The 23393-nt window shown below is 64.0% G+C and carries 25 protein-coding genes and 1 tRNA gene; 14 read left to right on the forward strand and 12 right to left on the reverse strand.

Annotation, left to right across the window (positions count from 1 at the left end):
• The first annotated feature begins 96 nt into the window (after positions 1 to 96).
• The 6 genes from HGI46_RS09405 to HGI46_RS09430 all read left to right on the forward strand — a co-directional run bounded on the left by HGI46_RS09405 (position 97) and on the right by HGI46_RS09430 (position 4602).
• Entirely contained in the window at positions 97 to 1665 is a 1569-nt protein-coding gene (locus HGI46_RS09405; protein ID WP_168903977.1) for a cytochrome ubiquinol oxidase subunit I, read from the forward strand.
• A gap of 14 nt (positions 1666 to 1679) precedes the next feature.
• Complete coding sequence (cydB, locus tag HGI46_RS09410; protein WP_168903978.1) at positions 1680 to 2828, forward strand: cytochrome d ubiquinol oxidase subunit II; 1149 nt, start codon at positions 1680 to 1682, stop codon at positions 2826 to 2828.
• Positions 2829 to 2840: 12 nt separating this feature from the next.
• Positions 2841 to 2951 carry a cytochrome bd-I oxidase subunit CydX gene (cydX, locus tag HGI46_RS09415; protein WP_101797211.1) on the forward strand — a complete coding sequence of 37 codons (111 nt, stop codon included), beginning with the start codon at positions 2841 to 2843 and terminating at the stop codon, positions 2949 to 2951.
• Complete coding sequence (locus HGI46_RS09420) at positions 2951 to 3529, forward strand: DUF3365 domain-containing protein (RefSeq protein WP_168903979.1); 579 nt, start codon at positions 2951 to 2953, stop codon at positions 3527 to 3529. The genes cydX and HGI46_RS09420 overlap by 1 nt, the downstream gene beginning before the upstream one ends.
• Before the next feature lies 1 nt (position 3530).
• Complete coding sequence (locus tag HGI46_RS09425; protein ID WP_168903980.1) at positions 3531 to 4013, forward strand: cytochrome c; 483 nt, start codon at positions 3531 to 3533, stop codon at positions 4011 to 4013.
• Between the two features lie 193 nt (positions 4014 to 4206).
• Complete coding sequence (locus HGI46_RS09430; RefSeq protein ID WP_118072689.1) at positions 4207 to 4602, forward strand: cupin domain-containing protein; 396 nt, start codon at positions 4207 to 4209, stop codon at positions 4600 to 4602.
• 91 nt (positions 4603 to 4693) lie between these two features.
• Here the strand turns inward: HGI46_RS09430 and HGI46_RS09435 are convergent, their stop codons facing one another.
• Together HGI46_RS09435 and HGI46_RS09440 are read right to left on the reverse strand one after the other, a co-directional pair.
• The gene (locus HGI46_RS09435; protein ID WP_168903981.1) at positions 4694 to 5704 is read right to left on the reverse strand and encodes a hypothetical protein; all 1011 of its coding nucleotides are present in this window, start codon (positions 5702 to 5704) and stop codon (positions 4694 to 4696) included.
• On the reverse strand, positions 5701 to 7224 hold the full coding sequence (locus tag HGI46_RS09440) for a hypothetical protein (RefSeq protein WP_168903982.1): 1524 nt from the start codon (positions 7222 to 7224) through the stop codon (positions 5701 to 5703). The genes HGI46_RS09435 and HGI46_RS09440 overlap by 4 nt, the downstream gene beginning before the upstream one ends.
• A gap of 90 nt (positions 7225 to 7314) precedes the next feature.
• Here HGI46_RS09440 and HGI46_RS09445 point away from each other — a divergent pair, with 90 nt between their 5' ends.
• Together HGI46_RS09445 and HGI46_RS09450 are read left to right on the forward strand one after the other, a co-directional pair.
• Positions 7315 to 8316, forward strand: coding sequence for a hypothetical protein (locus HGI46_RS09445; protein ID WP_168903983.1), 1002 nt, complete (start codon positions 7315 to 7317; stop codon positions 8314 to 8316).
• A gap of 2 nt (positions 8317 to 8318) precedes the next feature.
• Positions 8319 to 9785 (forward strand): hypothetical protein, encoded by a 1467-nt coding sequence (locus tag HGI46_RS09450; protein ID WP_168903861.1) that lies wholly within the window; start codon positions 8319 to 8321, stop codon positions 9783 to 9785.
• Here the strand turns inward: HGI46_RS09450 and HGI46_RS09455 are convergent.
• Positions 9770 to 10969 (reverse strand): WG repeat-containing protein, encoded by a 1200-nt coding sequence (locus tag HGI46_RS09455; protein WP_168903984.1) that lies wholly within the window; start codon positions 10967 to 10969, stop codon positions 9770 to 9772. The genes HGI46_RS09450 and HGI46_RS09455 overlap by 16 nt on opposite strands.
• A gap of 74 nt (positions 10970 to 11043) precedes the next feature.
• On the opposite strand from HGI46_RS09455, the gene HGI46_RS09460 reads away from it, so the two are divergent.
• On the forward strand, positions 11044 to 11682 hold the full coding sequence (locus tag HGI46_RS09460; protein ID WP_162895910.1) for a hypothetical protein: 639 nt from the start codon (positions 11044 to 11046) through the stop codon (positions 11680 to 11682).
• Between the two features lie 210 nt (positions 11683 to 11892).
• Positions 11893 to 12312 (forward strand): CZB domain-containing protein, encoded by a 420-nt coding sequence (locus HGI46_RS09465; protein ID WP_162895911.1) that lies wholly within the window; start codon positions 11893 to 11895, stop codon positions 12310 to 12312.
• 99 nt (positions 12313 to 12411) lie between these two features.
• On the opposite strand, the gene HGI46_RS09470 is transcribed toward HGI46_RS09465, so the two are convergent.
• From HGI46_RS09470 to HGI46_RS09480, 3 genes are all read right to left on the reverse strand, one after another.
• Positions 12412 to 12735 carry a transcriptional regulator gene (locus tag HGI46_RS09470; RefSeq protein WP_118072697.1) on the reverse strand — a complete coding sequence of 108 codons (324 nt, stop codon included), beginning with the start codon at positions 12733 to 12735 and terminating at the stop codon, positions 12412 to 12414.
• Between the two features lie 5 nt (positions 12736 to 12740).
• Positions 12741 to 13079, reverse strand: coding sequence for a type II toxin-antitoxin system RelE/ParE family toxin (locus tag HGI46_RS09475; protein ID WP_118072698.1), 339 nt, complete (start codon positions 13077 to 13079; stop codon positions 12741 to 12743).
• Between the two features lie 61 nt (positions 13080 to 13140).
• Positions 13141 to 14409, reverse strand: a complete 1269-nt coding sequence (locus HGI46_RS09480) for a site-specific integrase (RefSeq protein ID WP_118072699.1) — start codon at positions 14407 to 14409, stop codon at positions 13141 to 13143.
• Positions 14410 to 14730: 321 nt separating this feature from the next.
• Between HGI46_RS09480 and HGI46_RS09485 the strand changes: the two genes are divergently transcribed.
• Complete coding sequence (locus HGI46_RS09485) at positions 14731 to 14991, forward strand: hypothetical protein (protein ID WP_168903985.1); 261 nt, start codon at positions 14731 to 14733, stop codon at positions 14989 to 14991.
• A 132-nt stretch (positions 14992 to 15123) separates the two neighbouring features.
• Complete coding sequence (gene katG / locus HGI46_RS09490) at positions 15124 to 17277, forward strand: catalase/peroxidase HPI (RefSeq protein ID WP_168904184.1); 2154 nt, start codon at positions 15124 to 15126, stop codon at positions 17275 to 17277.
• 51 nt (positions 17278 to 17328) lie between these two features.
• Here the strand turns inward: katG and HGI46_RS09495 are convergent, their stop codons facing one another.
• Positions 17329 to 18291, reverse strand: a complete 963-nt coding sequence (locus tag HGI46_RS09495) for a bile acid:sodium symporter family protein (protein WP_168903986.1) — start codon at positions 18289 to 18291, stop codon at positions 17329 to 17331.
• Between the two features lie 139 nt (positions 18292 to 18430).
• Positions 18431 to 18507 (reverse strand) — tRNA-Arg (locus HGI46_RS09500).
• A 104-nt stretch (positions 18508 to 18611) separates the two neighbouring features.
• Here HGI46_RS09500 and HGI46_RS09505 point away from each other — a divergent pair.
• Positions 18612 to 19025 carry a hypothetical protein gene (locus HGI46_RS09505; RefSeq protein WP_240344833.1) on the forward strand — a complete coding sequence of 138 codons (414 nt, stop codon included), beginning with the start codon at positions 18612 to 18614 and terminating at the stop codon, positions 19023 to 19025.
• Here HGI46_RS09505 and HGI46_RS09510 read toward each other — a convergent pair whose 3' ends face one another.
• Both HGI46_RS09510 and HGI46_RS09515 read right to left on the reverse strand, forming a co-directional pair.
• A complete protein-coding gene (locus HGI46_RS09510) occupies positions 19026 to 19514 on the reverse strand; it encodes an MmcB family DNA repair protein (protein ID WP_118072712.1) in 489 nt (162 codons plus the stop codon). It lies immediately after the preceding gene.
• Positions 19515 to 19551: 37 nt separating this feature from the next.
• On the reverse strand, positions 19552 to 20127 hold the full coding sequence (locus HGI46_RS09515) for a TMEM165/GDT1 family protein (RefSeq protein ID WP_168903987.1): 576 nt from the start codon (positions 20125 to 20127) through the stop codon (positions 19552 to 19554).
• 440 nt (positions 20128 to 20567) lie between these two features.
• Between HGI46_RS09515 and HGI46_RS09520 the strand changes: the two genes are divergently transcribed.
• A complete protein-coding gene (locus tag HGI46_RS09520; protein WP_240946678.1) occupies positions 20568 to 21734 on the forward strand; it encodes an alginate export family protein in 1167 nt (388 codons plus the stop codon).
• On the opposite strand, the gene HGI46_RS09525 is transcribed toward HGI46_RS09520, so the two are convergent.
• Both HGI46_RS09525 and HGI46_RS09530 read right to left on the reverse strand, forming a co-directional pair.
• Positions 21707 to 21895 carry a DUF1289 domain-containing protein gene (locus HGI46_RS09525; protein ID WP_168903989.1) on the reverse strand — a complete coding sequence of 63 codons (189 nt, stop codon included), beginning with the start codon at positions 21893 to 21895 and terminating at the stop codon, positions 21707 to 21709. The two genes, HGI46_RS09520 and HGI46_RS09525, sit on opposite strands and share 28 nt — an antisense overlap.
• Entirely contained in the window at positions 21892 to 23202 is a 1311-nt protein-coding gene (locus HGI46_RS09530; RefSeq protein ID WP_168903990.1) for a M20/M25/M40 family metallo-hydrolase, read from the reverse strand. Before HGI46_RS09530 ends, HGI46_RS09525 begins: the two co-directional genes overlap by 4 nt.
• Positions 23203 to 23393: the final 191 nt, after the last annotated feature.

Raw genomic sequence — 23393 nt, forward strand, 5'->3', positions numbered from 1 at the left:
CAGTTTCATATTAGCATATTCGCAAATTCAATAATTGAGTGGATGCGCTGAGTCGAGTCCCATCCGGTCAATCGGGGCCGGTAAAGGAGCGTGCATATGGATATGGCTGTTGTCGAGCTAAGTCGGCTCCAGTTCGCGCTTACCGCGATGTATCACTTTCTGTTTGTTCCCCTGACGCTTGGCCTGTCGTTCCTGCTGGTCATCATGGAAAGCATCTATGTGATGACCGGCCGGGAAATCTGGCGGACCATCACGCGCTTCTGGGGTAAGCTGTTCGGCATCAACTTCGTGCTCGGCGTCGCCACGGGGATCACGATGGAGTTCGAGTTCGGGACCAACTGGGCCTATTACTCGCACTATGTCGGCGACATCTTCGGCGCACCGCTGGCGATCGAAGGGCTGATGGCCTTCTTCCTTGAAGCGACGTTTGTGGGCCTGATGTTCTTCGGCTGGGATAAGCTTTCAAAAGTCGCGCACCTTGCCGTCACCTTCCTCGTCGCGCTTGGCTCCAACCTCTCGGCGCTGTGGATCCTGATCGCCAACGGCTGGATGCAGAATCCGGTCGGTGCGCGCTTCAATCCTGAAACCATGCGCATGGAAGTGACCGATTTCTATTCGGTCCTGTTCAACCCGGTCGCGCAGGCCAAGTTCGTCCACACCGTCAGCGCTGGCTATGTTGCGGCGTCGGTCTTCGTCATGGGCGTGTCGGCCTACTATCTGCTCAAGGGCAAGTGGACCAACGTGGCCCGCCGCTCGATGATGGTGGCATCGGCCTTTGGCCTGGCCTCCTCGCTCTCGGTCGTCGTGCTGGGTGACGAATCCGGCTACGCGCTGACCGACAACCAGCGCATGAAGCTCGCCGCGATCGAGGCCATGTGGCACACCGAAGAGGCCCCCGCTGGCCTCTCCATCTTCGGCATCCCCGACATGGAGGCGCAGGAGACGCGCTTTGAAGTGAAGGTCCCCTATGTCCTGGGCCTGATTTCCACCCGCAGCCTGACCGGCGAGGTCATGGGCATCAACGAGCTGGTGCTGAAGGCGGACGAACGCATTCGCAGCGGCATCGTCGCCTACGACGCGGTTGAGAAGCTGAAGGTCCACCGCACGGACATGGCCGCGCGCGAGCAGTTCGAACGGCACAAGGCCGATCTTGGCTATGCCATGCTGCTGAAGCGTCACGTGGCCGATCCGCGCAGCGCCACCGATCAGCAGATCCTGCTGGCGGCGAAGGATACCATCCCCAACGTGCCGGTGATGTTCTGGTTGTTCCGGATCATGGCGGGGCTGGGCTTCTTCTTCATCGGCTTCTTCGCACTCGCTTTCTACTGTGCTTCGGCGTGCAAGTTCAGCAAGCCATGGTTCCTGAAGATCGCGGTCGCCATCATCCCGCTGCCGTGGATCGCGATCGAGTTCGGCTGGATGCTGGCGGAAATCGGGCGGCAGCCCTGGGCGGTGGAAGGCGTGCTGCCAACGTTCCTCGCCGCATCGTCGCTGACGGTTGGCCAGATCTGGACCACGATCATCGGTTTTACCCTGCTGTACGGTACGCTCGCCGTGATCGAGGTGCGGCTGATGATCGCCACGATCCGCAAGGGACCGGTGGAGCACCATGAACCCGAAATGTTGCGCGGGTCGGCGGGCTATGCCCCGCTGCCGGCAGAATAAGGGAGGAACACGAAATGGAAATCCCTCTCGACTACGAAACGCTCCGGGTCATCTGGTGGGGCCTGATGGGCACGCTGCTGATCGGTTTTGCCTTGACCGATGGCTATGACCTGGGCGTCGCCGCGCTGATGCCGTTCATCGGCAAGACGGATGAGGAACGCCGCATGGCGATCAACGCCATCGCGCCGCACTGGGAAGGCCACCAAGTGTGGTTCATCTTGGGCGGCGGGGCAATCTTCGCGGCCTGGCCGTTCGTCTATGCGGTCAGCTTTTCCGGCTTCTACCTCGCCATGTTCCTGGTGCTGAGCGCGCTGATCCTGCGCCCGGTGGCGTTCAAGTACCGCTCCAAGCATGCCGATGCCGGCTGGCGCAATCGCTGGGACTGGGCGCTGTTCATCGGCGGCTTCGTGCCCGCGCTGGTATTCGGCGTGGCTGTGGGCAACGTGCTGCAAGGCGCGCCGTTTCGGTTGGATAGCGACCTGCGCAGCTTCTACGAAGGCTCGCTGCTCGGCCTGTTTTCGCCATTTGCGCTGATGACCGGGCTGCTCTCCGTCGCGATGGTGGTGATGCACGGGGCGGGTTTCCTCTCGGTCAAGATCGAGCAAGGCCCGGTTCTGGACCGCGCGCGCCGGATCGGCAGCGTGGCGGCCATCGCCAGCGTCATCCTGTTTGCGGCCGGCGGCCTGTGGGTTGCCAATGGCGTGATGGGCTTCCGGCTGGAAGGCATGGTCGATCCGAGTGGCCCCTCCAACCCGCTGTTCGTCAAGACCGTGGCCGCCCCCGGTGCCTGGATCGACAATTACGGCCGCTATCCCTGGATGGTGATTGCGCCCATTCTGGGGCTGGTCGGACCGCTGGTCGCGCTGCTGGGCATCCGCCGTCACAGCCATGTGCTGCAGCTGGCCGGATCGTCGCTGGCCACCGTGGGCATCATTGCCACGGTCGGCCTGTCGATGTTCCCGTTCATCCTGCCGAGTTCCATCGATCCGCAATCGAGCCTGACCGCGTGGAACGCCTCGTCCAGCCACCTGACGCTGTGGATCATGCTGCTGGTGACGGTGATCTTCCTGCCACTGGTGCTGACCTATACCGCCTGGGTGATGAAGGTCCTGTTCGGCCGGGTGACCCTGCGCGACGTGCGCACCAACCCCGACTTTTACTAAGGAGCGAAAACGATGTGGTATTTCGCATGGATCCTGGGGCTTGGCCTGGCGCTCGCCTTCGGCATCATCAACGGGATGTGGCACGAATTCCAGTCGCCGCTGGATGAGGACCCCAACCTGTGATGCGCCGCATCCTGACGGGCGTTGTCCTGGGGCTGGCCGGATGCGCGGCCCCGGCGCCGCAGCCGGTGGATGTTTCGGCCAAGTCGGCTGCGCTGGCCGACCGCTTCCAGGCTGACCTTCAGGGGCAATTGCAGGCGGCGATAAAGGCCGGCGGTCCGGTGGGTGCCATCGGCGTCTGCCAGCAGGCAGCGCCGGCCATTGCCGCCAGTCTGTCCCAGGAAAGCGGGGCAGAGGTGCGCCGGATCGCGCTCAAGGAGCGTAATCCGGGCGCGGCTCCGGATGGCGAATTGCGTGAGCGGCTGGAGCAACTGGCCGCCGCGCCTTTGTCCGCCGATGGCAAGCCGGCGGTCATGCAATGGAGCAGCGGTTCCGGTTCTGACGCCAGGACCCATTACATGCGCGCGATTCCGATGAAGGAGCAGCCATGCGCTGCCTGCCACGGTACGGCGATCGCCCCTGATGTGCAGGCCAAGCTGGCCGAACTCTATCCGGCCGACAAGGCCACCGGGTTCAAGCCTGGCGACATGCGCGGGGCCATTCTCGTGTCATGGCCGGTCGGTCAGGCACGGGGGAACTAGCATGACCCGGACGGCTGGCCGCCTGACTGTTGCCCTGCTGCTGGCGGTCTTCATTCTGCTGGCCCTGCTGCTGCGGACGCAAGGCAGTGCCAGTGCTTCCGCCCCGGCGCAGCTCGCGCCGCCCGACCAGCGCGAGGCCGTTTCGCTCAATCCGGCCCAGGCCGATCACGCCCTGACCGAGATGCGCGGCCTCCTGGCTTCGATCCGCGACATTCACTCCGCGATGGCGGTCGACGACTGGGGGGCGGTCAGCGCCGCAGCGCAGGCGCAAGGGACCGGACGCGGGAAACGACCGCCCGAGGGCTTGCGTGAGCGGCAGCCGCCCGGCTTTCGCCAGATGAGCAGCAGCATGCGCCAGCAATTCGATGCATTGAACCTTGCCGCAGCCAAAGGGGATCGCAGCGCTGCGAATGCTGCGCTTGGTCAGGCGCTCAATACCTGCGTTGCCTGCCACGACAGTTACCGGATCGAGATTGCCGATTGATCCCGCTTCTGCCGGCACCCCCATGCTGGCGGACAGGGGCCGCACCGGAAGCCCCCCTTCCGTGTGTGGCCCCAACAGTTCGGGTGAGGACGGCCCGTCGCTCGGTGTTACGGATGGTCAGCCCAAATCGGGTGACAACCATTTGCGCATCACGATAGTATAAACGGTGGGTGCCACGACAGGAGCAGGCTGAATGAAGGGTTTCGTCGACAACATCGAAAAGCTGACGGAAGAAAACGACGATTTCCGCCGCGTGCTTTATACCGGACACAACCTCCAGCTCGTTCTTATGGCGATCCAGCCTGGCGAGGAAATCGGAGAGGAAGTCCACGACGACCGGGACCAGTTCTTCCGCATCGAGGGGGGTGAAGGCGAGATCTGGATTGATGGCGTCTGCAACAAGGTCAAGGCAGACGACGGAATCATTGTGCCCCAGGGCGCGCGCCATAATGTGATCAGCACCGGCAAGGAGCCGCTGCGACTCTATACCATCTATGGCCCGCCGGAACATCTGGACGGGACTATCCACAAGACCTGCGCCGATGCGGCCGTGGACCATGAGCATTTTGATGGCCGGACGACAGAGTGATCAGGCGGCGATCAGGACCAGCAGGATCGCGGGCAGGTTCCGTCGGTTTATCGCCTTTCGATTCCCCGCATGAATGTTGTCACGTAATTATTCACGGGATTTCGTTCGGCCAGCACACATCATAGCTGTTAGCTCCCGCGTTCCAGAACAGGGCAATGTCGATGCCCGCCTCGGTCGCCATCCGCAGGAAGTCGTGGCGCAAGTCCGGGCAATCCTTGCGGAATTCCCGTGCCAGCTTGGTGTTCGCGCGCTCTACTGCAACCGGGTGACCGGCGCCCACTCTGGCGGAAATTTCCACATAGGGGCTGTGGAGGAGATGGCGGGTGCCGGTCCGGGAGTTTTCGACAACCAGCGCCATCGTCTGATTATCGTCGGTCAGTCCCTGCGCCGCGGCGTCGCTGTCCCACGGGTTGGCGACGATGATGTCGGGGGCCAGCTCGCGCCCCGCGCTGGCGGGCAGGATATGAACGACCGAGATTGCGTCTGGCTTGCCATCGCCATCAAGGTCCGCCTGCGTGACGGGCGAGCGAAACCGCGGGTGCGGGGCAATGCGTGAGCGCGCCCCGTTGCCCGGTTGCAGACCGTCCCGATCATCCGTCTTCTCGTCGCTGACGGGCAGGTCCGGCCCCAGATCGCCCAGTGCGGCGCAGTCCGGATCTTCCGCCGCAAAGGTGGCAAGACGCAGATATTCCTCGTGAAGCTCGGGGTTGATCGCATCGGGATCGATCCCTTCGGCCTGAAATAGGCGCAGGGCCGATTGGTAATAGCTGGCTGCCGTGCGGCAATCATCGGTGCCGCCGCCAGTGACTGACCAGATCACCCGCCATCCGCCGTCTTGCTTCAGCAGGTACTCGCCGCCGTCGTATTCCTGCTTAGACGGCTCGATCACCACATAGGCATAAGTCGCCGTCTTGCCTTTGATCACCTTCAGCTGGTGGACGATGAACCTGATCTTGGAACCCGGTGACGGCCGGAGCGCATTAAGGATTTGCGTGCGCTCACTCGTGCCAGGCGGTGGGGTGCGAACCTGCTGCGCGGCGGCTGGCGTCAGACCGAGCACAGCCACCAGCATGAAGAGAAAAGGGATGCGCGGGAGGGTCATGGAATTGCGCCTTGTGCTTCGGGTGCTGCGGGCGACTCGCAGACTGGTCTGTCGGAGAGAGCGAAGGAGTCATATTGCTCAGCGCCCAGATGCATGGTGCAGATGATCTGGCGGGCCATGTCTTGCACTTCGGTCAGACTGAACCTGCCGCTGATCCGGATGCGTCCCTCTGTGATTGACTCGACAAGCCGGGCGGAACTGATGGACTTGTCGCCCACCGTGATGGCGACATCGGTATTCAGCAGGCGGATTGATTCGGCTTCGAGGTGTTGTGCCACCTCGGGCCGCAAGGCGATATCGAGAACCGGAAAATTGCGGTCGTCGAAGGCCAGGGCGACGCCCGCGATGTTGTCGCGGGTGAATTCACGCTGTCCAAAGTGCAAGGTGGAGGTCGGCACTGCAGAACGGTGAAGCACTGTGTCATCGCCCTTGTGCCAGGTCAGGTGCTGCCAGGGGATGACCGACCAGTCCGGCTCGTCGCACGGCCGCTGCGCTCGAGCGAAATAGGCGCCGAGATAGAGGCCTTGTCCGGTCAGGTACCAGCTGGGGAAATCCCACACGGACGTATCCGCATAGTCGCATTGATCCTCTGCCGCCTCACCATCGGCAGGCTGCATCTCGTTCGGGTAAAGCTGGCCCAGCAAGGAGACGATGCGCGGCGCGAAGATGTCACCGCGATAGTCGAAGAACGCCGGGGTGCCGGGTTGGGGTGCTGGCGGATTACCGAAATAGAGCAGATCTTCCAGCTGGAGTTCGCGGCCGGTCCGGGTGTCGAAGGTCACGCCTTGCGTGCCGAAATCGGGGTGGGCCGTGCCGGCGCAGCTCCAGCTGGCAAACCAGGCATAGCTCACGAAATCGTCGCTGAGGTACGGCGCTCTTGCCTCGGAAACGTCCATGCCCGATTGGCCGCCAAACCCTTCGCAGCCGAACCATTGCGACACGCGCTCCCACTGCTGGCGTTCTAGTGCGGCATTGATCCGGGCCAGAACCGGCGCGGGATAGCCGCTTTCGATGCGGAACAGCGTGATCCCGCTGACGGGCTCGCGCCAGTCGCGCAGGGTGCGCGGTCCATCCTGACGGATGCTGCCCGGAACCAGCGACAGGCCTGCCAGCTGGTGGCGCTCATAGGGGGAAAGATCCGCCATGTCCGCAGGCAGACCCGCCGCCAACGGGGCTGGCGCGGCCACTGGCGACAGCCGCACCGGCAGCGTGCGCCCGGCCTTGGTCGTCAGCGATCCGGCCAGTTCGGCCCCGGCGCGGTGCAGGTTCAGTCGATCACCGCTTCTGCGGGCCTCCAGCAAGAGCCTGTCGCCCGTCCAGCGACCGCCGAGGCCGATATCGAGCCGATACTTGCGATAGAAATAGCGTCCCGTCACATATTCGCCGCTGCCTTCCAGTTCCACGACGACCTGGGCGGCTCCGACCGTTCCGGCATAGACCTGGCGGTCATCGCTGGCGGCGCGCAGCGGGGCGGTTAGCAGAACGAGGCTGGCAACCAGCGCGAGGGGCTGATAGCGCACAAAAAAATGCAGGACTTTTCGGAACGTATGACCATCCATACTGCTGCTCTAAGTAAAGCCGCTTCGTCCTGCAATCGATGCCTGCGCGTCTTGATCAGGCTCTGCGCGATCGGCCTGCTGCTGCCAGCTGCGGTCCGGGCGCAAGAGGCAGACGCAGCCCCGCTGGACATCTTCATCGGCATGGTCATTGCCGATGGCGAGAACCTGGTGCTGGAGCGCTGCAATATCGTGCGCACGCGCTATCGGCTGCTGCCGGCCGCAGGCGCAGGTGATCCGCTGGCCGAGCTGCGCGGCAAGACCGGCAAGGTGCAAGCCCATGTCATTGCCAGCTATCGGGCTGACGGGGAGGCGCACATTCTCGACGTGGCGGCGATTGACAATGTGCGGCTGGGCAAGACCTGCCATCTGCTCGACGCCATCGACGAGAGCTTTGAGAAGGCCGATGCCTGGGCAGAAGCGGGGCCGGAGGCTGCGGTTGCTGCGGCTGAAGCCAGCGAAGCGAGCACCCCGGATGCCGACCGCTGGGACGCTCTCGCCGCCGGCGCTGCCGCCCCGGCCGGAGGTGAAGTGATCGGCAGCGGTGCATATGCCTATCGCTTCGTCCTGCTGCAACCGCGCACGGGGAAGCCCGCCGCCCATACCGACTATGCCCTGTCAGCCAGCCGGGCGACGGACTATGAACTGCCCTTCGTGACCGACCAGAAGAAGGTGTTTCAGGGCCGGACGGACGAAGAAGGCCGCACGCCCGTATTCCGACTGCCGGTGCGCCTGCCCGATGCCGCCTTCGACTTGCGCGAACGCTTTGGCAGCGGTCCGTTCGGCGAAACGTTTCACCTGACCGACCATAACGACAACGACCTGTTCAACGCTCCCTATGCGCTGATCACCTGCACCAGCCCGCCGCGCTTCTTCCGGGGCTATACTTACCCGAACGGGGATACCGCCTATACGGCCAGCGATGGTCCCATCAATGTTCAGCTGCGCGTGCTGGACAACATCGACGAAGCGCTCCCCGCAAGCTGCGAGGATGGGCGGAACGAGGATGGGGATCATGCCGTGCTCCCGACCACGCGCGAGAAGGACACAGACTGACCATGCCGCGCCGCCGCAGCTTGATACTCGCCGGTTCCGCATTGCTGGCCAGTGCCCCGCTTCCCGCCCAGGCGCCGCAACAGCAGGCGCAAACCGCCATGGTGGTGCTGGAAAAAGCGAGAGAAGCCAAAGCGGTCGGTGATCATGCCGGTGCGCTCGAATTTTATAACCAGGCTGCGGCCTTGCTGGCAGACGACCCTGACGGGCAGGACGGGTTGGGACTTGTGGTCCGGGCGGATTTGCAACGCGACATTGCCCGTGAGTCTCATGCAGCCGGTAAAGGTGATCCCTGTGCCGTACTGGCAAGAGGCAGGGCTTATCTCGATCAGGCCCGGCAGGCGCCGTCGGCAGAAGGGGACGTGAACGTCGGTCCGATTGCGGATGACATGGAGCGGCAGCTGGAGAGCGAAGGGCGCCGGATGCGCTGCGTGCGGTCGGGACCGCCGACCGATATGGGCAAGCCTGACGCAGTGCTGGCGGGCCACTACCACCTGTCCGGCGTGATGGAGACCGGCTCGGAACTGCTGCTGAAGGCCGATGGCCGGTTCGAATGGTATATCAGCTACGGCGCGGTCGATCAGCTGGCCAAGGGGCGCTGGGGCCGCGCGGGCCAGACGGTGACCCTTGCGGCTGATATTCCCCCCGCGGATGCGCCGCTGCTGCGCGCCGATGAGGCTTTCCCCTGGGACGAGATGGCCGAGCGCCGTCTGCGGGATGCGGAGCGCGAGCGGGCAGCCGAAGCGATTGCCGGACGCTGTCCCTGGATCATTGGCGTGGCCGCCTCTCCGTCGTTAATCCTGGCCGAAGATCGCCCCGCCCCGGGCCCTGCCGAGCGGGCGCGGGCGGAACAGACCAGACGTGCTGCGGAAACGGCCCGGGATGAGGCCAGCCGGGCGGCCTTGAAAGGAGCGGCTGCGAGCGCAAGCGAGGCTGACCGCACGGCCGCCGAAGCCGCCATGGTGGCCTGGTACGAAGCGCAATACGAAATGGAGCAGGCCTACCGCGCCGCCACCATGCCCGTGCCGGATATTGGCGCCCCGGTGGTGCCGGCAGAATGTCAGGCCGCGCCCGTCGATGCCGCCGTCGATGCGCCGATCCCGCCGTCGCAATGGCGACGCGGCGTGGGGGTGGTGGTTGGCGATCCTTCACGCGAAATGCGCCTGTCGCGTGTCGGCGTGACCTTTGTGTTCAGCGATGGCCATCGCGAGACAGCGGAAACCAGCCGGGGTGGCTGGGCCTTCGTTTCCCCGAGGAGCGGCGCGGCGGTCCAGCAACTTGTCCTTGCCTGGCCGGACGGTTCCGGCCGCTCGGCATCGCTGCCGATCAAGCCGCTGGCCGAGGGTGTGCAGACGGTGGCCGTCGATACGCAGCAACTGGTCGCACCGCCCTTCGAGGTCATGCGGCTTCACGTGCAGGGCAGCGATCTCATCCCGGAAAACATGGGGCGCGGGCGCTATTCCCGCAATTGAGGCGGCGCCCAGCCTGCCGTCCCGCATTCAGCCTCCGGACTGCGGTTGCCGCGGGGATCAAGGCAGACGGCTTGCCCGCCGCGATACCAGCTGTGTTCGTCGTCGGAGACCGGCGTGCAGCCAATGCAGGCCCATGCCCGCTTCCCGGTGAACGGATAGGCCCCGTCGTAGATTGCCGGAATGACCAGCTTCAGGCGGCGATCGGCATAGCCGAGCTTGTCGCCAAGCCGCACCCGGACCAGCCCGTCCACAAACTCGTCTGGCCCGTTATCGAAGGTCGGCACCAGCAGCGCACGACCATCGCGCCTGACATAGGCATAGCCTGCTGCGCGGATGGCAAAGGCGGCAAGTCCATGCCGGTCAAAGCGCAGCTGCCGCAGCGCGTCTGGCCCGACCGCATAACTGCCATCGGGGTTCGGGGTGGCGCAGTCGCCCAGCGATTCGAAAGTGCCATCCTTTCGCATCGTGCAGGGCAAGGCTTTGCTCTCGGGGTTCCCCGCCACGCGCAAGGGATAAAGGTCGCGCTCGCGCACATAGCCGCCGCGCGGAGTGCCGGGCGGATCGTACCAGGTGATCCGGACCATGCCCGGCAGCGACCAGGCCGCGCCATAGGTCCTGGTAACCCATACGCCAGCATCGCGGGATAGCGCGGCCCGGCCCTTCGGCTTGAGGCGAAGACCCTCTTTGGCCTCTTCCAGCTCGAACAGCTGCGGGCGGGACCGGGCAACGACCGCCGCCCCGACGAGGCTATTGGCGACGTGGCCGGCCCGGTCGAAGCTGATCCGCCAGCGGCAAGCGGCCGGGCGATTTGCATCGTCGGGTCCGACCTCCAGCGTGATCTGATCGTTGAAGCCGCCGCGGGCCCTCGAATAAAGAGAGGTGGTGAAGGTGGCGGCAGGGCGCTGCGGATCCCAGGACACGAGCTCATAGCTCTCGCCCAGTTCGGGACGTTGATGCTGGGTGACCGGCTTTAACGGTCCGCTGAAGAACACCCGGCAATCGCCGTCGTGCAAGTACCCAGACAGAGTTCCGGTTTCCCGGTCAGCGGCAAGGATCAACCGATCGTCGCCAAAGATGCCACTTTCAAGCGTGGGCGGGAGCTCCGCCGCCATGGCAACCGTTGCCACCGCACTGCCCGCGATTATGGCGAGGACAGGAAAACCAAAACGCGCAAATACTGTCATCGTCCCGTCATTGCGCAACCGGCGGATGAGCGCCAGTGCTTGTTAGGGGTGTCGCGATTGGATATCGGGCAAGTATGCTGCGCCAAGCCTTAATTCTGTTATTACTCGCAGCATCGCCTGCGCACGCTTTGGACGGCGCTGACTTCGATCCGGCCGAAGTCGATATTGCAGATGCCATCAACTGCCATCTCGACGCCCCGAGCTACAATGCCTTCGCCTGGGCCCTGAGCGGCGAAGAGAAGCTTGCTGAGCGCTTCGGCTGGCGAAAGATCGAGAGCCCCAATCCGTTCCTCGCCCAATATGAGTTGCCGCAGCCAGTGCTGGTTACCGGCACGTGGTCGACACGCCGGATCGCGTTCAGCTCCAGCGGCGTCATGGCAATATTGGATCTGGCTGATCCCGCCGAGATCGCCAAAGAGGAAGGTATCGTCAACGCACTGGAGAGCGATGCCGCCGTCGCGGAAATCGCCAGGGCAGCGCAAACCGCTGGTGTTGCCACCCGCAACGAAGTCGAAGCGGAGACGCCGTTCCGCAAATTCCTCGGTCAACGCATCCTCGTTGACGTGACCGAACCAGCCAACGAGGCAGACGAGTTCGGGACCCACACAGTGATTGCCCGTTCCATCTCCAACGTTACCAGTCACCCGGGCAAGACCCTTTATGGCTGCTCCTACCGGATCGAGCTGCTGGATCGTGACGGAAAGCCGCTTTGACAAACACTGTGGTTGGCGAACGGTCTATCAGGTGGCGGACCTGGTCAAACTCAACCTGCATCGTGCAGCAAGCCTGCCGCCGCGCAGGGTTCGGTCAGTCAGGCAGAATTCGCGCGCGCGTCCGGGGGCTGGCAGGACTAAGCGTTACCCCGTAGAGCACTCATTATATATTATCATATTCTGATATTAAGATGCCGGCCAGTTCAAGCCTTGTTGCAAGCCAATGGAGTCGGCCCCATGACAAACGCCAACCTAATTTATCAGATCGACGAAGCGATCGGCGCGCACGGCATGTGGAAGATGCGGCTGCGTGCGGCAATGCGCACGGGCAAGTCTGACATTTCGGCGCATGAAGCCGGTTGCGACGGCAACTGCAAATTCGGCCAATGGCTCAATTCCACGGCGCTTTCTGCTGAGGCCAAGGCAGACGTGCCCTATAAGGTCGTCAAACGTGTTCACGCCGATTTTCACCGGTCTGCCGGGCATGTCATGTCGTCGGCGCTTGGCGGCCGCCAGCGCGAAGCAGAGGAGCGCCTCGAAGGCGAGTTTATCCCGGCATCGGAAAAACTGGTCCGAGCGTTGATGAAGTGGAAGTCGGAACTGCAAAAGGGCATCCGTCGAGCCGCTTGAGCGCGGTCTTGTTGCTGGTGCGCGCTGCGATTGAATATTTTGAGCGCAGCTGAACCTATCCGCCTTTGCCTTCGAAATCGACGAGCAGATAATTCTGTCTTACGCTGGCTCGACGCTGTTAGCCTCTAAAGTGACGCCAAGGTGCCTGCGCACTACGCCAAAAATGGCAGCAAGATTGTCCATGCTCGGATTGCCCTTTTCGGAGAGCATCCGGTGCAGGCTCTTGCTGGGCCGATTGGTTTCAGTGGCAAGGCCTTCGAATCCAACTGAGGCATTGACCAGATCGCGCAGGATCAGACGCGCGACATGAGGTTCGCCGTTGAGAAAAGCGGTGGCGGCTTCGTCGAGCATGGCCTTGGCGAAGGCGGGGTCGCGCGCGGCACGTTCCTTCACCGTCGCCTTGAAATCGCGTGTCAGCGCCACCTTGCCTAACTCCTTGCCTTCTTCGCCTTGGCCTTCCGGCCTTTGTACTCATCGAGCAATGCACCGGCCTGCCTGATATCCGACTGTTGCCGCTTCTTGGTCCCGCCCACGAAGAGGATGATCAGTTGCTCGCCATCCTGAGTCAGATAGAGGCGGTATCCCGGGCCCCAATCGATCCGGCACTCACCAAGCCCGCCGCCGATCCATTTGACCTTCGACAGGTTGCCGAGTTCCATTCGGACGATGGCGGTCGCCACCTTGGCTGCGGCCTGGACATCGAGATCATCGAACCAGCCCCGGAATGGGCAGCTGCCATCCTCGCGGATATACTCCTCAACAATCACATTGCACCGCGATGGGTAACATATTCGTTACCTTTCGTCGAGTGATTCATTGGCGCCATGATCAGGCAGCAGGGGCGGGGCGGCGCAGCCCGGCTGCACCTTCATCGAGCAGGCGCGCAATCTCGTCCGAGGTGCGCCGCACGGCGAGTTTCAGCGCCTCGTCGATATGGATATAGTCCTGCGTCACATTCTGCGAGGCGTGGCCGAGCATGGCGCGGATGGTGAGTTCGGTGAACCCCAGTTCGCCAGCGATGCTGGCGAAGGTGTGGCGCAAGGTATGCAAGGTCGCACCCTCAATCCCTGCCAGCCGGCACACGCGCGTGAAGCAGGCGGCGGCGGCCTGATAGGGGCCGGTACCGGACAGCGATGGAAAGACATGCGGATTGCCGGCGATCTCGGCCTGCGCAAGTACCACCCGCAGGGCTTCTGGCCCGATCGCACGCACCTGAGCGTCGGTTTTGGTGTCCGGAAATGCAATGAAGCCGCCTTCGGCATGGACCCATGCACGCTTCATTGCCTGGCCTTCCTCTCGCCGGAAGCCGGTCAGGGCCAGGAGCCGAACAACCGCGAGTGCGGTGAGGTTTTCTCCATTACGCTCGGCATAGGCCATGGCCTTGCCCAGCGCGATGATCTCGGCCGAACTGAGCCGCCGCGTCTTCTTGTTGGTGGCCAGCTTCTTGGCACCGCGTGTGGGGTGCTCGGTCAACAGCCCCTTGTGCTTGGCATGGCCCAGGATCGCCTGAAGCGTGCCAAGGCAGCGTGCCGCGACGCCAGGGCCGCCAGCAGCCTTGCCTCCACGGCCTCCTCCACGCGCCTTGGCAGTTTTGCCGTCCCGAACGTCGGACTGCATCTGCTCGACCTCGGCAATGGTAAGGTGCTTGGCGTGCCGCTTGCCGAGCAGCGGCTTGATGTGCGTATTGATCCGGCTCTCGTCCATTTTGAGTGACGATTCCTTGATCGGCCGGTTCTTGCGTCCAAGGATATTCCCGGCCCGCGCTTCGGTGAGATACCAGTCGCACATCTGGGCAACGGTCATCCCCTTGCGGGCCTCATGGACGGCCAGTGCCGGGTCTTCGCCGGAGGCTACTTCGCCAAGCTTGATCTTCGCGAGGTCACGAGCCCGCTCGACCGTGATGACGCCATATCGACCAAGGTTGATCCGCCGCTTGATACCCTCGGCATTGCGGTACTGAACGATGAAGGTCTTGAGCCCGGATGGAAGTGCCCGGACACCGAAGCCCCGGATTTCGCTGTCCCACAGAACAGCCTGTGGCTGTCCATCCGCGCTGAAGGCATCGACCGAGCGCTTGTTGATCTTCGCAGTCGGCATGCTTACGACTCCATTTGGAGACAAAGCTCGGATCGAGGCCTTCTGTCTCCATATTGTCTCCAAAATTTGCCGTTTCGTGGCGATTTGGAGGCTACGGCGTCGTAAAGGGTGTTGCAACAAATAACTGAAATACCGTCATATTTCGTAGGTTCGGCTACAGTGGCGTAATGGCTTGTTTCGTTTTGCCAAGGTTGGGGTCGAGGGTTCGAATCCCTTCGCCCGCTCCAGTTTCTCACTTCATCACATTGCTGAGTTCGGGGTCAAAGTATCCCTTCGGGGAACCCTCGCGTCGATATGTGTCTTCGCTACAGGCCCAGCATCTTGACGGTGATCACGGCGTCGGACGGGAGGGTGTGGGCCCCGGCCTGCGCCGGGGCGACGATTCTTAATGGACGCGTCACCGGCCTCTGGCTCGCAGTCCTTGGGCCGGCCAACCGGCTGCTCACCTTTTGGGTCAACCCGGCGAAGGCCGGGATCCAATGGCTTCCCTTCTTCCTTGGTCAGCAATCGGAATTATTGCTCGATTTCTACAAGATGAACGACTCTGCCGATAACTGTGATAGGACTAACCCGTTGGTCTGAGGATTTTGAGTGATTTATCCGATTGCCAGCCCGTTATCGTGCGGGGCAACAGGAGGAGAGAAGCTCATGCAGATCAGCAGGATCGCGCTGGCTGTCGTGCTGGCGGCCACTGCGCCGCTCGGCAGCGCGGCAATGGCCGAAACCGTCACCCCCACCAGCGAACCCGCGGCCAAGGAATGGTACCCTCGCACTCTGGACCTGACCGCGCTGCGGCAGAATGAGGCGACCAAGGCCAATCCCTATGGCCCCGACTTTGATTATGCCAAGGAGTTCGCATCGCTCGACCTCGACGCGGTGAAGGCCGACATCCGCAAGGTGCTGACAACGCCGCAGCCGTGGTGGCCGGCGGACTATGGCCACTACGGCCCGTTCTTTATCCGCATGGCCTGGCACAGCGCGGGGACTTATCGCACCGGAGACGGGCGTGGTGGATCGGACGGCGGCGAGTTGCGCTTCGAGCCGCTCAATTCGTGGCCGGACAACGTCAACCTCGACAAGGCCCGCCGGCTCGTCTGGCCGATCAAGCAGAAGTACGGGCGCAAGCTTTCTTGGGGCGACCTGATGATCCTCACCGGCAATGTCGCCATGGAGGACATGGGCTTCAAGACGCTCGGCTTTGCCGGTGGCCGTGTCGATGCCTGGCAGCCCGATCTGGTGTTCTGGGGCCCCGAGACCAAGCTGCTCGACGACAAGCGGCGCGATGGCAAGGGCAACCTCAAGGGGCCATTGGGCGCGACGCAGATGGGCCTGATCTATGTGAACCCCGAAGGTCCGAACGGGGTGCCTGATCCTCTGGCGGCTGCGGCGGACATCCGCCGCGCCTTTGGCGCCATGGCGATGACCGATGAGGAGACAGCGGCGCTGATCGCCGGTGGCCACACTTTCGGCAAGGCACACGGCGCGCATAAGCCGGAGGAATGCGTCGGCAACGATCCCGGGCAGGGGAAGATCGAACAGCAGGGTCTTGGCTGGGCCAACAAGTGCGGCAAAGGCAATGCCGAGGACACCGTGACCAGCGGGCTTGAGGGCGCATGGTCGGCCAATCCGATTGCCTTCACCACGCAATACCTCGACAACCTCTATGGCTTCGAATGGGTCAAGACCAAGAGCCCGGCGGGCGCGACGCAGTGGATCCCGAAGGACCCGGCAGCAGCCAATCTGGTGCCAGACGCACACCGTCCTGACGTGCGCCATGCGCCGATCATGTTCACCACCGACATCGCGATGCGCGAGGACCCCGGCTTCCGCAAGATCACGCTGGGCTGGAAGAAGAACCCGCAGGCCTTCAGCGATGCCTTTGCCCGCGCATGGTTCAAGCTGACCCACCGCGACATGGGTCCGCAGGCGCGCTATCTCGGCAAGGATGCGCCGAAGGTGACGATGACCTGGCAGGACCCGCTGCCAAAGGCCAGCTACGCGCCCGTCGATGCGGCTGACGTCGCGGCGCTGAAGGGTTCGATCCTGTCGTCGGGCCTGACCACGGCAGAGCTGGTGCGCGCGGCGTGGGCCTCGGCCTCGACCTTCCGCGCCACCGACATGCGCGGCGGGGCCAATGGCGCGCGCGTGCGGCTTGCTCCGCAGAAGGACTGGGCGGTCAACGATCCGGCGGAGCTGGCCAAGGTGACGGCCAAGCTCGAAGAAATCCGCCTGGGCTTCAACAAGGCGGCGAAGGGCGGCAAGCAGGTGAGCCTGGCCGACCTGATCGTGCTGGGCGGCAATGCCGCGATCGAGCAGGCGGCCAAGGCGGCCGGCCATGACGTGAGCGTACCGTTCACGCCAGGCCGCGTCGATGCGACGCAGGCGCAGACCGAAGTCGAATCGTTCAACTACCTCCAGCCCAAGGCCGATGCCTTCCGCAACTACTATGCGGCGGATTCGTTCTATGGGCCGACCGAGGCGCTGGTCGACAAGGCCGACATGCTTGGCCTGACCGTGCCCGAGACGACCGTGCTGCTGGGCGGCATGCGTGCGCTCGGCGCGAATGCGGGTGGATCGAAGGCGGGCGTGTTCACGGACCGGCCGGGCACGCTGAGTAACGACTTCTTCGTCAACCTGCTGTCGATGGACACGGTCTGGGCAAAGTCGGCGACGCCGGGGCTCTATGAGGGCAAGGACCGGGCGAGCGGTACGCCCAAGTGGACGGCGACGCCTGTCGACCTCGTGTTCGGCTCGAACTCCGAACTGCGCGCGGTGGCCGAGGTCTATGCCTCGGACGATGCCAAGGCCAAGTTCGTGACCGACTTCGTGGCGGCATGGACCAAGGTCATGAACGCCGACCGTTTCTGATCGGGTCGGCATTCAAGGCGGCGGCGGAGCTTCAGGCTTCGCCGCCGTTTGCTATTCCAAGACACCTTGGGCCAAGCGCGGTGCGATGAGGGCGCAGGCGATGAGCTGCAGCTGATGGAACACCATCACGGGCAGCAGCACGATGCCGACCGAAGCCGCCGGGAACAACACGCCCGCCATCGGCACGCCAGAGGCCAGGCTCTTCTTCGAGCCGCAGAACAGCAGGACAATGGCATCCTCGCGTGGGAGCTTCATCGCCTTGGCGGTCTGCCAGGTGGCGGCAAGGACCAGCGCCAGCATGACGAGGCAGACCAGCGTCAGCACGAGCAGGCTGACGGGCGCAACGCGCTGCCACAGTCCCTCGACAACGGCTGCGCCGAACGCAGCATAGACGACGAGCAGAATCGATCCGCGATCGACTTTGCCGAGCAAGGTTTTGTGACGGGCGATGAAGCCGCCAATCCACGGACGCAGCAGGTGCCCTGCCACGAAGGGAATCAGCAGCTGCAGCACGATGGTTTCGGCAGAAGCCCAGGAAAACCCGCCCGTTGCCCCGCCCATCAGCACGGCAACAAGCGCAGGCGTGGCGAAAATCCCGGCGAAGTTCGAGAACGACGCGGCACAGACTGCGGCGGCCACATTGCCGCGCGCGATGGCGGTAAAGGCAATGGAGGACTGTACCGTGGACGGCAGCAGGGCGAGGAAGAGCAGTCCCGCGCCGAACTCGACCGGGAGAAACGGCAGGGCGCGAGCGGCAAGCCCAAGAAGCGGAAACAGCACGAAAGTCGTCGCCAGCACGGCAAGGTGCAATCTCCAGTTGCGGGCCCCCTCCCAGATCGCCTCACGCGACAGCTTGGCACCGTGAAGAAAGAACAGCAGCACGATCCCCGCATCCGCCGCACCATCCACCAGCGGTACGAATGCGCCACGCGCCGGCAGGAGACTGGCGAGGACAACTGTTGCGACAAGGGCAAGCAGGAAGGGGTCGAGCAGGGAGGCGACGCGCCGGAACATGCAAAGGACCTGCTTCAACGAAAGGGGTGCCGACCTCTTGGGCGCTCACGACAATGTGTCAAGGCAGAGGGTGCTGGCGTCCGACGCGAGGACCTGAGCTTTCGCGCGCGCAGCCGACGATCATCACAGCGAATGGTAATGGCGCACCCGACAGGATTCGAACCTGTGGCCTTTGCCTTCGGAGGGCAACGCTCTATCCAGCTGAGCTACGGGTGCAGGGCCGAGACGGCACCTAGCAGCGCCTTGGCGGGCATGCCAGCGATTTTGTGTTCCAGTTGCGCTTAGCAATTTGGGAACCGGTTGCGGGCTACGCCGAAGCCATGAACGGGGTTTCGACGTCATCAGGTGATTCGCGCGCTGCGCCGCCGCAGGCGGGCCGGGCCGAATTTGGCCATGCCGCTGGCAATGCCATGTCGATGAAGTGGTCGGCACTGCACGATGCCGCGGCCGTGGTCTGTACCCTGGCGGGACTGCAGCAGGAAATGCGCAAGCCCGAAGTGCGCAACTTCCCGGCGATCATGCGTGATACCGGCGGATGGCGCTATGATCTGGCCAAGCAGGGTGTGGACGATCTCGCCGCGATCATGGAGCCGGGACTGGCGGCCTTGCTCGCAGTTTCGGCGCGCGGGCAAACCCCCGGCCCGGCCGCAACCGCGCTTTGGCATGAATTCCTGGCATCCCGCGCCGCCTTGCTGGCGCTGGTGCCGCCTCTGGGAATAAAGCGGCGGGCCTGATCAACCGCCCCATGCGGCGCATTGGGGATCAATGCCGACTAGCTGGCGGCGCAGCGAGGCGCGCGCGAGCCGCTCCACTTCGGCCTTGCGGCGCGCAGCAGCCAGCGGAATGGTGGGAGCCGGGCGCAGTATCTCGGCATCATAGCCATCGGCGACGATCACCCCGCAGGCATGGGGCAGGAAGTCCTCGGTTTCGAGCACGGCACGGTCAAGATGGGGGGCAAGACCCCAGTAGAACCGGTCGCAGTGATCGAGGTAATCGGTCCACTTGCCATCGCCGAGCAGGTCCGCGCGCGAAACTTTGATCTCCACGATCACGACCTGTCCCTTGGCATCGATGCCCATGAGATCAGCGCGCCTGCCCGAACGCAGCGGCATTTCGGGCAGGCACCAGATGTCGTTGCGGGCGAACAGGCGGCAGATGCCGCGCGCGACCGCGCGGGCTTCGCGTTCGATCACATCCGAGGCGGTAGCGGCTGATTCGATCATGTCGGCACTTTAGAACAAATACCGAACACGTAAAGGCTTAGAAGATGCCGAGGGTCTGGACGAACAGCCAAACACCCGTGGCAACGAGCAGCGCAGCGGCAATCATCCGTACGACATCCAGAGGCACGCGCTTGATCAGTTCGTTGCCGAAGAACACCGCAGGCACGTTGGCAAGCATCATGCCGAGCGTGGTCCCGGCCGTGACGGCAAGGGCATCGTTGAAGCGCGCACCCAGCGCGATCGTGGCGATCTGCGTCTTGTCGCCCATCTCGACGATGAAGAACGCGACCAGCGTGGTGAGGAAGGCGCCAAAGCGCGAGGGCTTGGGCGCTTCGTCCTCGTCCATCTTGTCGGGCACCAGCGTCCACAGACCCATGGCGACAAAACCAATGGCGACGGCGAAGCGGAACCACTGGCCATCGAGGTAGGCCGCGGCGGTCGCACCGAGCAGGGCGGCGAGGAAATGGTTGGCGAGGGTTGCGACCAGGATGCCGAGCACGATCGGCAGGGGGCGCTTGAACCGCGTGGCGAGAATGATCGCCAGCAACTGCGTCTTGTCGCCAATCTCGGCGAGGGCAACGATCGCGGTGGAGGTGGTGAGAGCTTCGAACATCAGCAATTCCGGGGCCGGGCGGAGCGATCAGGCCAACGACAGCGTGCCCCTCCGCCCGGCCCGGACGATGGGTTCGCTGTCATTGGTCTCGCCCGGTGGACAAAAAGTCCTTCCGCCTGCGCCATGGCCTCTCGACCAAGCATGTTGACGCTGAGGGCCGCGGAACGCGGTGGCTACTCCCCAAGTGACGTGGGGTGCCGTTAGCGGCCTATGGCGCCGCGTGCAAGTGCGGGCTATGGCGCGGGCAATGCGCCAGCCGACAACGGAGGCGCCAGTGGAAACCCATCGTGAAGCAAACTGCTGCCGTCGCCATTGCCTGTTGCCTGGCGCTTCCCGCGCGAGCGGAGGAAGACCCGTGGACTTTGTCAGCCTCGACCCGGCTGCGGGTGGAATCGATCGGTGGGCAGTTCAGGCCCCTCCCCGCGCCTGCAACAGACACCATGATTTCGCTGCGGACCGAGCTTGCCGCCAGCTATGATGCCGGGCCGGTGTGGTTCAATGCCGAGATGTGGGATGCGCGAGCGTGGGGGCAGGACGCGCGCTCTTCCGCCAATGCCGGCGAGGTCAACGCGCTCGAACTGGTGCAGGCGAACGTGGCGGTGAAGCTTTCGGGCAAGAGCACGCTGACATTGGGGCGCTATACGCTTGATCTCGGCAACCGGCGCATGGTGGCGCGCCAGCGGTTTCGGAATACGACCAATGCCTTCACCGGGGCGCATCTCGCGCTGGACGGGGGCAAGGGGCGCAAACTCGACCTGATGTTCGCGCTGCCGCACCAGCGCCTGCCCGATGACGCCGCGAGCATCCGCAACGACAAGGTGCAGTGGGACCGCGAGAACTTCGACGTGATGTTCTTCGGCGCGCATGGAACCCTGCCGCAAGTGCTGGGTGGGACGCTGCAGCCCTATGCCTTCGCCCTGATCGAGCGCGACGGCGCGAAGCTGGCGACAGCGAACCGGCGGATCGGCACCGTGGGGGCGCGGCACTTCATCAAGGCGAAGGCGGGCGAGTGGGACCACGACATCGAAGGCGCGGTGCAGTTCGGCAAGGCACGGCGGACTGCGAGTGGGGCGGACGTGACCGACCTCGGTGTGTACGCGTGGTTCCTCCACGCCGATGCGGGATACACTTTCCCGACTGGCTGGAGCCCGCGCTTGGTGGCGATGTTCGATGCCGCGAGTGGCGACAAGGGCGACCCGCGCAAGTTCACCCGATTCGACACGCTCTATTCGGCGCGCCGCTTCGAGTTCGGCCCGAACGGCCTCTATGGGCCATTCCGGCGGAGCAATATCGTTTCGCCGTCACTCCGAGTGGAAGTGACGCCGTCGAAACGGACCGATGCTTTCGTGGCGTGGCGAACGGCCTGGGCCGAGAACCGGCGCGACCAGTTTGCCGCGACCGGCGTGCGCGATGCCAGCGGCAGTTCCGGAAGCCTTGGCGGGCACCAGATCGAAGGGCGCGTGCGCCACTGGATCGTGCCGGGTTTGCTGCAGGTGGATGGCGGGGCCGCGGTGCTGTTCAAGCGGGGTCTGCTGCGCGACGCGCCTAATGCGCCGCCGACAGGGAACACCACCTACGGCTATGTGGACCTGATGCTGACGCTCTGACGGGCGGCGAGATCGCGCAGGATCGCATGCTTCTCAGGCGCCGTGGCGGTGAACCATGCGGTGATTTCGTCGAGCGTGCGCTGGCAGCCGCGGCAGACGCTGGTGACCCGGTCAACTTCGCAGACGCCGGTGCAGGGACTGGGCGGGTGGGCCTCGCTCACCGCGTGGACTTCTCTGCCGAGAGACGGGTCATCAGCAGAGCAGCGCGCTTGGCCTGGGTCCAGATGCTGGGCACGTCGACCGTTTCGCCCGGCGCGTGATCGCCGGTCGAGTGCGGGCCGAGGCCGACCAGGCCATCGACGTATGCGGCAACGAAGCTGATGTCGCCCGCCCCGCGCTTCATCGGATCGAGCGGCTGCATCTGCGGCAGGTCGAGCGCCGTATTCACCTGATTGAGCTTGCCGAGCAGCGCCTTGTTGCCTTCGGTCGGGGCCATCGGCGGATAGCCTTCGCTGAAGGTGATCTTCGCCGAGGTCACACCCGGATAATTGCGCGCGACGATCCATTCCATCTTGCGCATGGCGGCGGCGTTCTGTTCGGGACTGAGGGTGCGCAGATCGCCGCGCGCCACGGCTTTGCCAGCGATGATGTTGGTCTTGCCCTGTGCCGAGACATGGGCATTGTCTTCGGCCACGTCCGCCTCGGCCCCGCCGGCGATCAGGCCGACATTGAGAGTAAGGTAGGGTTCGGGCAGTTCGGTGCGAAAGGCGTCGACGATCTTCGCTGCTGCATAGATTGCGCCGTCGCCCGCGTTTGCGCCCCACACGCCGCTGGAGTGGCCAGACTTCGCCTCTATAACCAGCGTCCAGCTTTGCGAGGAACGCCGGGCGATCGATCCCATGTCCCTGCCGTTCTCGCGTGACAGGCCTTCGAAATCGAGCGCGACGTCGGCAGCCTTGGCGGCAGCGACGAGATCGGCGCGAGCGACTTCGGTGGGAGAGCCAGCTTCTTCCTCGTCACCGGTGAGGAACACTTCGATGTTGGCGCTCTTCAGCGTGCCGGCGGCATGCATGGCCCGAACGGCGGCGAGGATCACGGCGATGCCGCCCTTGTCGTCACCCACGCCGGGGCCGGTGGCTTTATCACCATTCAGGACATAGGTCTGGAACGGGGAGTCCGGCTCGAACACGGTATCGAGGTGGCCGATCAGCAGGAGTTTCTTCACACCCCTGCGCCCCTTGTGGGTGAGAACAAGGTGTCCGGCGCGCCCGGTCTGTTCCATCGGGATCCAGCGCGAGGTGAAGCCCAGCGCGGTGAATTCGGGCACGACGATATCGCGCACCTTGCGCACGCCCTCGAGATTACGGCTGCCCGAGTTCTGGTTGACCAGCGTTTCGAGGAACTTAAGCGTGCGCGCCTGTTCGGCATCGACGGTGGTGGCCATCTTCTCCTCGGCCCCCTTTGGCGCGGCTTGCGCGGTGCCAGCGCCGAGCACAAGAGCAGCCATCAGACCAGACGTGAAACGCATCGACCCACTCCTTTTGCCGTCACGTTGGCGGTGCAGGAGGCGGCATGCAACCGCCTTTTGCCCGAATTTCCTTGCTTTATCGCGCGCCCGTGCCTATGTGCGCCGCAGCAAGACCGGTGGCGGACCATTCCGCTGCAGTCCGGATGCTGGCGTGAGATTTCGCTGAAATGGCAGAAATCCGCTCCGGACGA

Origin of the sequence: Novosphingobium sp. ERW19 (assembly GCF_012641315.1) — a bacterium.
GTDB lineage: Bacteria > Pseudomonadota > Alphaproteobacteria > Sphingomonadales > Sphingomonadaceae > Novosphingobium.

What these genes read in the sequence shown, in the direction of transcription:
- HGI46_RS09430 (WP_118072689.1), top strand. Translation starts at nt 4,207, where the DNA reads ATGAAGGGTTTCGTCGACAACATCGAAAAGCTGACGGAAGAAAACGAC.
- HGI46_RS09495 (WP_168903986.1), bottom strand. Translation starts at nt 18,291, where the DNA reads ATGTTCCGGCGCGTCGCCTCCCTGCTCGACCCCTTCCTGCTTGCCCTT.
- HGI46_RS09420 (WP_168903979.1), top strand. Translation starts at nt 2,951, where the DNA reads ATGCGCCGCATCCTGACGGGCGTTGTCCTGGGGCTGGCCGGATGCGCG.
- HGI46_RS09515 (WP_168903987.1), bottom strand. Translation starts at nt 20,127, where the DNA reads ATGTTCGAAGCTCTCACCACCTCCACCGCGATCGTTGCCCTCGCCGAG.
- cydB (WP_168903978.1), top strand. Translation starts at nt 1,680, where the DNA reads ATGGAAATCCCTCTCGACTACGAAACGCTCCGGGTCATCTGGTGGGGC.
- HGI46_RS09425 (WP_168903980.1), top strand. Translation starts at nt 3,531, where the DNA reads ATGACCCGGACGGCTGGCCGCCTGACTGTTGCCCTGCTGCTGGCGGTC.
- HGI46_RS09435 (WP_168903981.1), bottom strand. Translation starts at nt 5,704, where the DNA reads ATGACCCTCCCGCGCATCCCTTTTCTCTTCATGCTGGTGGCTGTGCTC.
- HGI46_RS09450 (WP_168903861.1), top strand. Translation starts at nt 8,319, where the DNA reads ATGCCGCGCCGCCGCAGCTTGATACTCGCCGGTTCCGCATTGCTGGCC.
- HGI46_RS09510 (WP_118072712.1), bottom strand. Translation starts at nt 19,514, where the DNA reads ATGATCGAATCAGCCGCTACCGCCTCGGATGTGATCGAACGCGAAGCC.
- HGI46_RS09520 (WP_240946678.1), top strand. Translation starts at nt 20,568, where the DNA reads ATGATTTCGCTGCGGACCGAGCTTGCCGCCAGCTATGATGCCGGGCCG.
- katG (WP_168904184.1), top strand. Translation starts at nt 15,124, where the DNA reads ATGGCCGAAACCGTCACCCCCACCAGCGAACCCGCGGCCAAGGAATGG.
- cydX (WP_101797211.1), top strand. Translation starts at nt 2,841, where the DNA reads ATGTGGTATTTCGCATGGATCCTGGGGCTTGGCCTGGCGCTCGCCTTC.
- HGI46_RS09405 (WP_168903977.1), top strand. Translation starts at nt 97, where the DNA reads ATGGATATGGCTGTTGTCGAGCTAAGTCGGCTCCAGTTCGCGCTTACC.
- HGI46_RS09480 (WP_118072699.1), bottom strand. Translation starts at nt 14,409, where the DNA reads ATGCCGACTGCGAAGATCAACAAGCGCTCGGTCGATGCCTTCAGCGCG.
- HGI46_RS09505 (WP_240344833.1), top strand. Translation starts at nt 18,612, where the DNA reads ATGAACGGGGTTTCGACGTCATCAGGTGATTCGCGCGCTGCGCCGCCG.
- HGI46_RS09530 (WP_168903990.1), bottom strand. Translation starts at nt 23,202, where the DNA reads ATGCGTTTCACGTCTGGTCTGATGGCTGCTCTTGTGCTCGGCGCTGGC.
- HGI46_RS09455 (WP_168903984.1), bottom strand. Translation starts at nt 10,969, where the DNA reads ATGACAGTATTTGCGCGTTTTGGTTTTCCTGTCCTCGCCATAATCGCG.
- HGI46_RS09460 (WP_162895910.1), top strand. Translation starts at nt 11,044, where the DNA reads ATGCTGCGCCAAGCCTTAATTCTGTTATTACTCGCAGCATCGCCTGCG.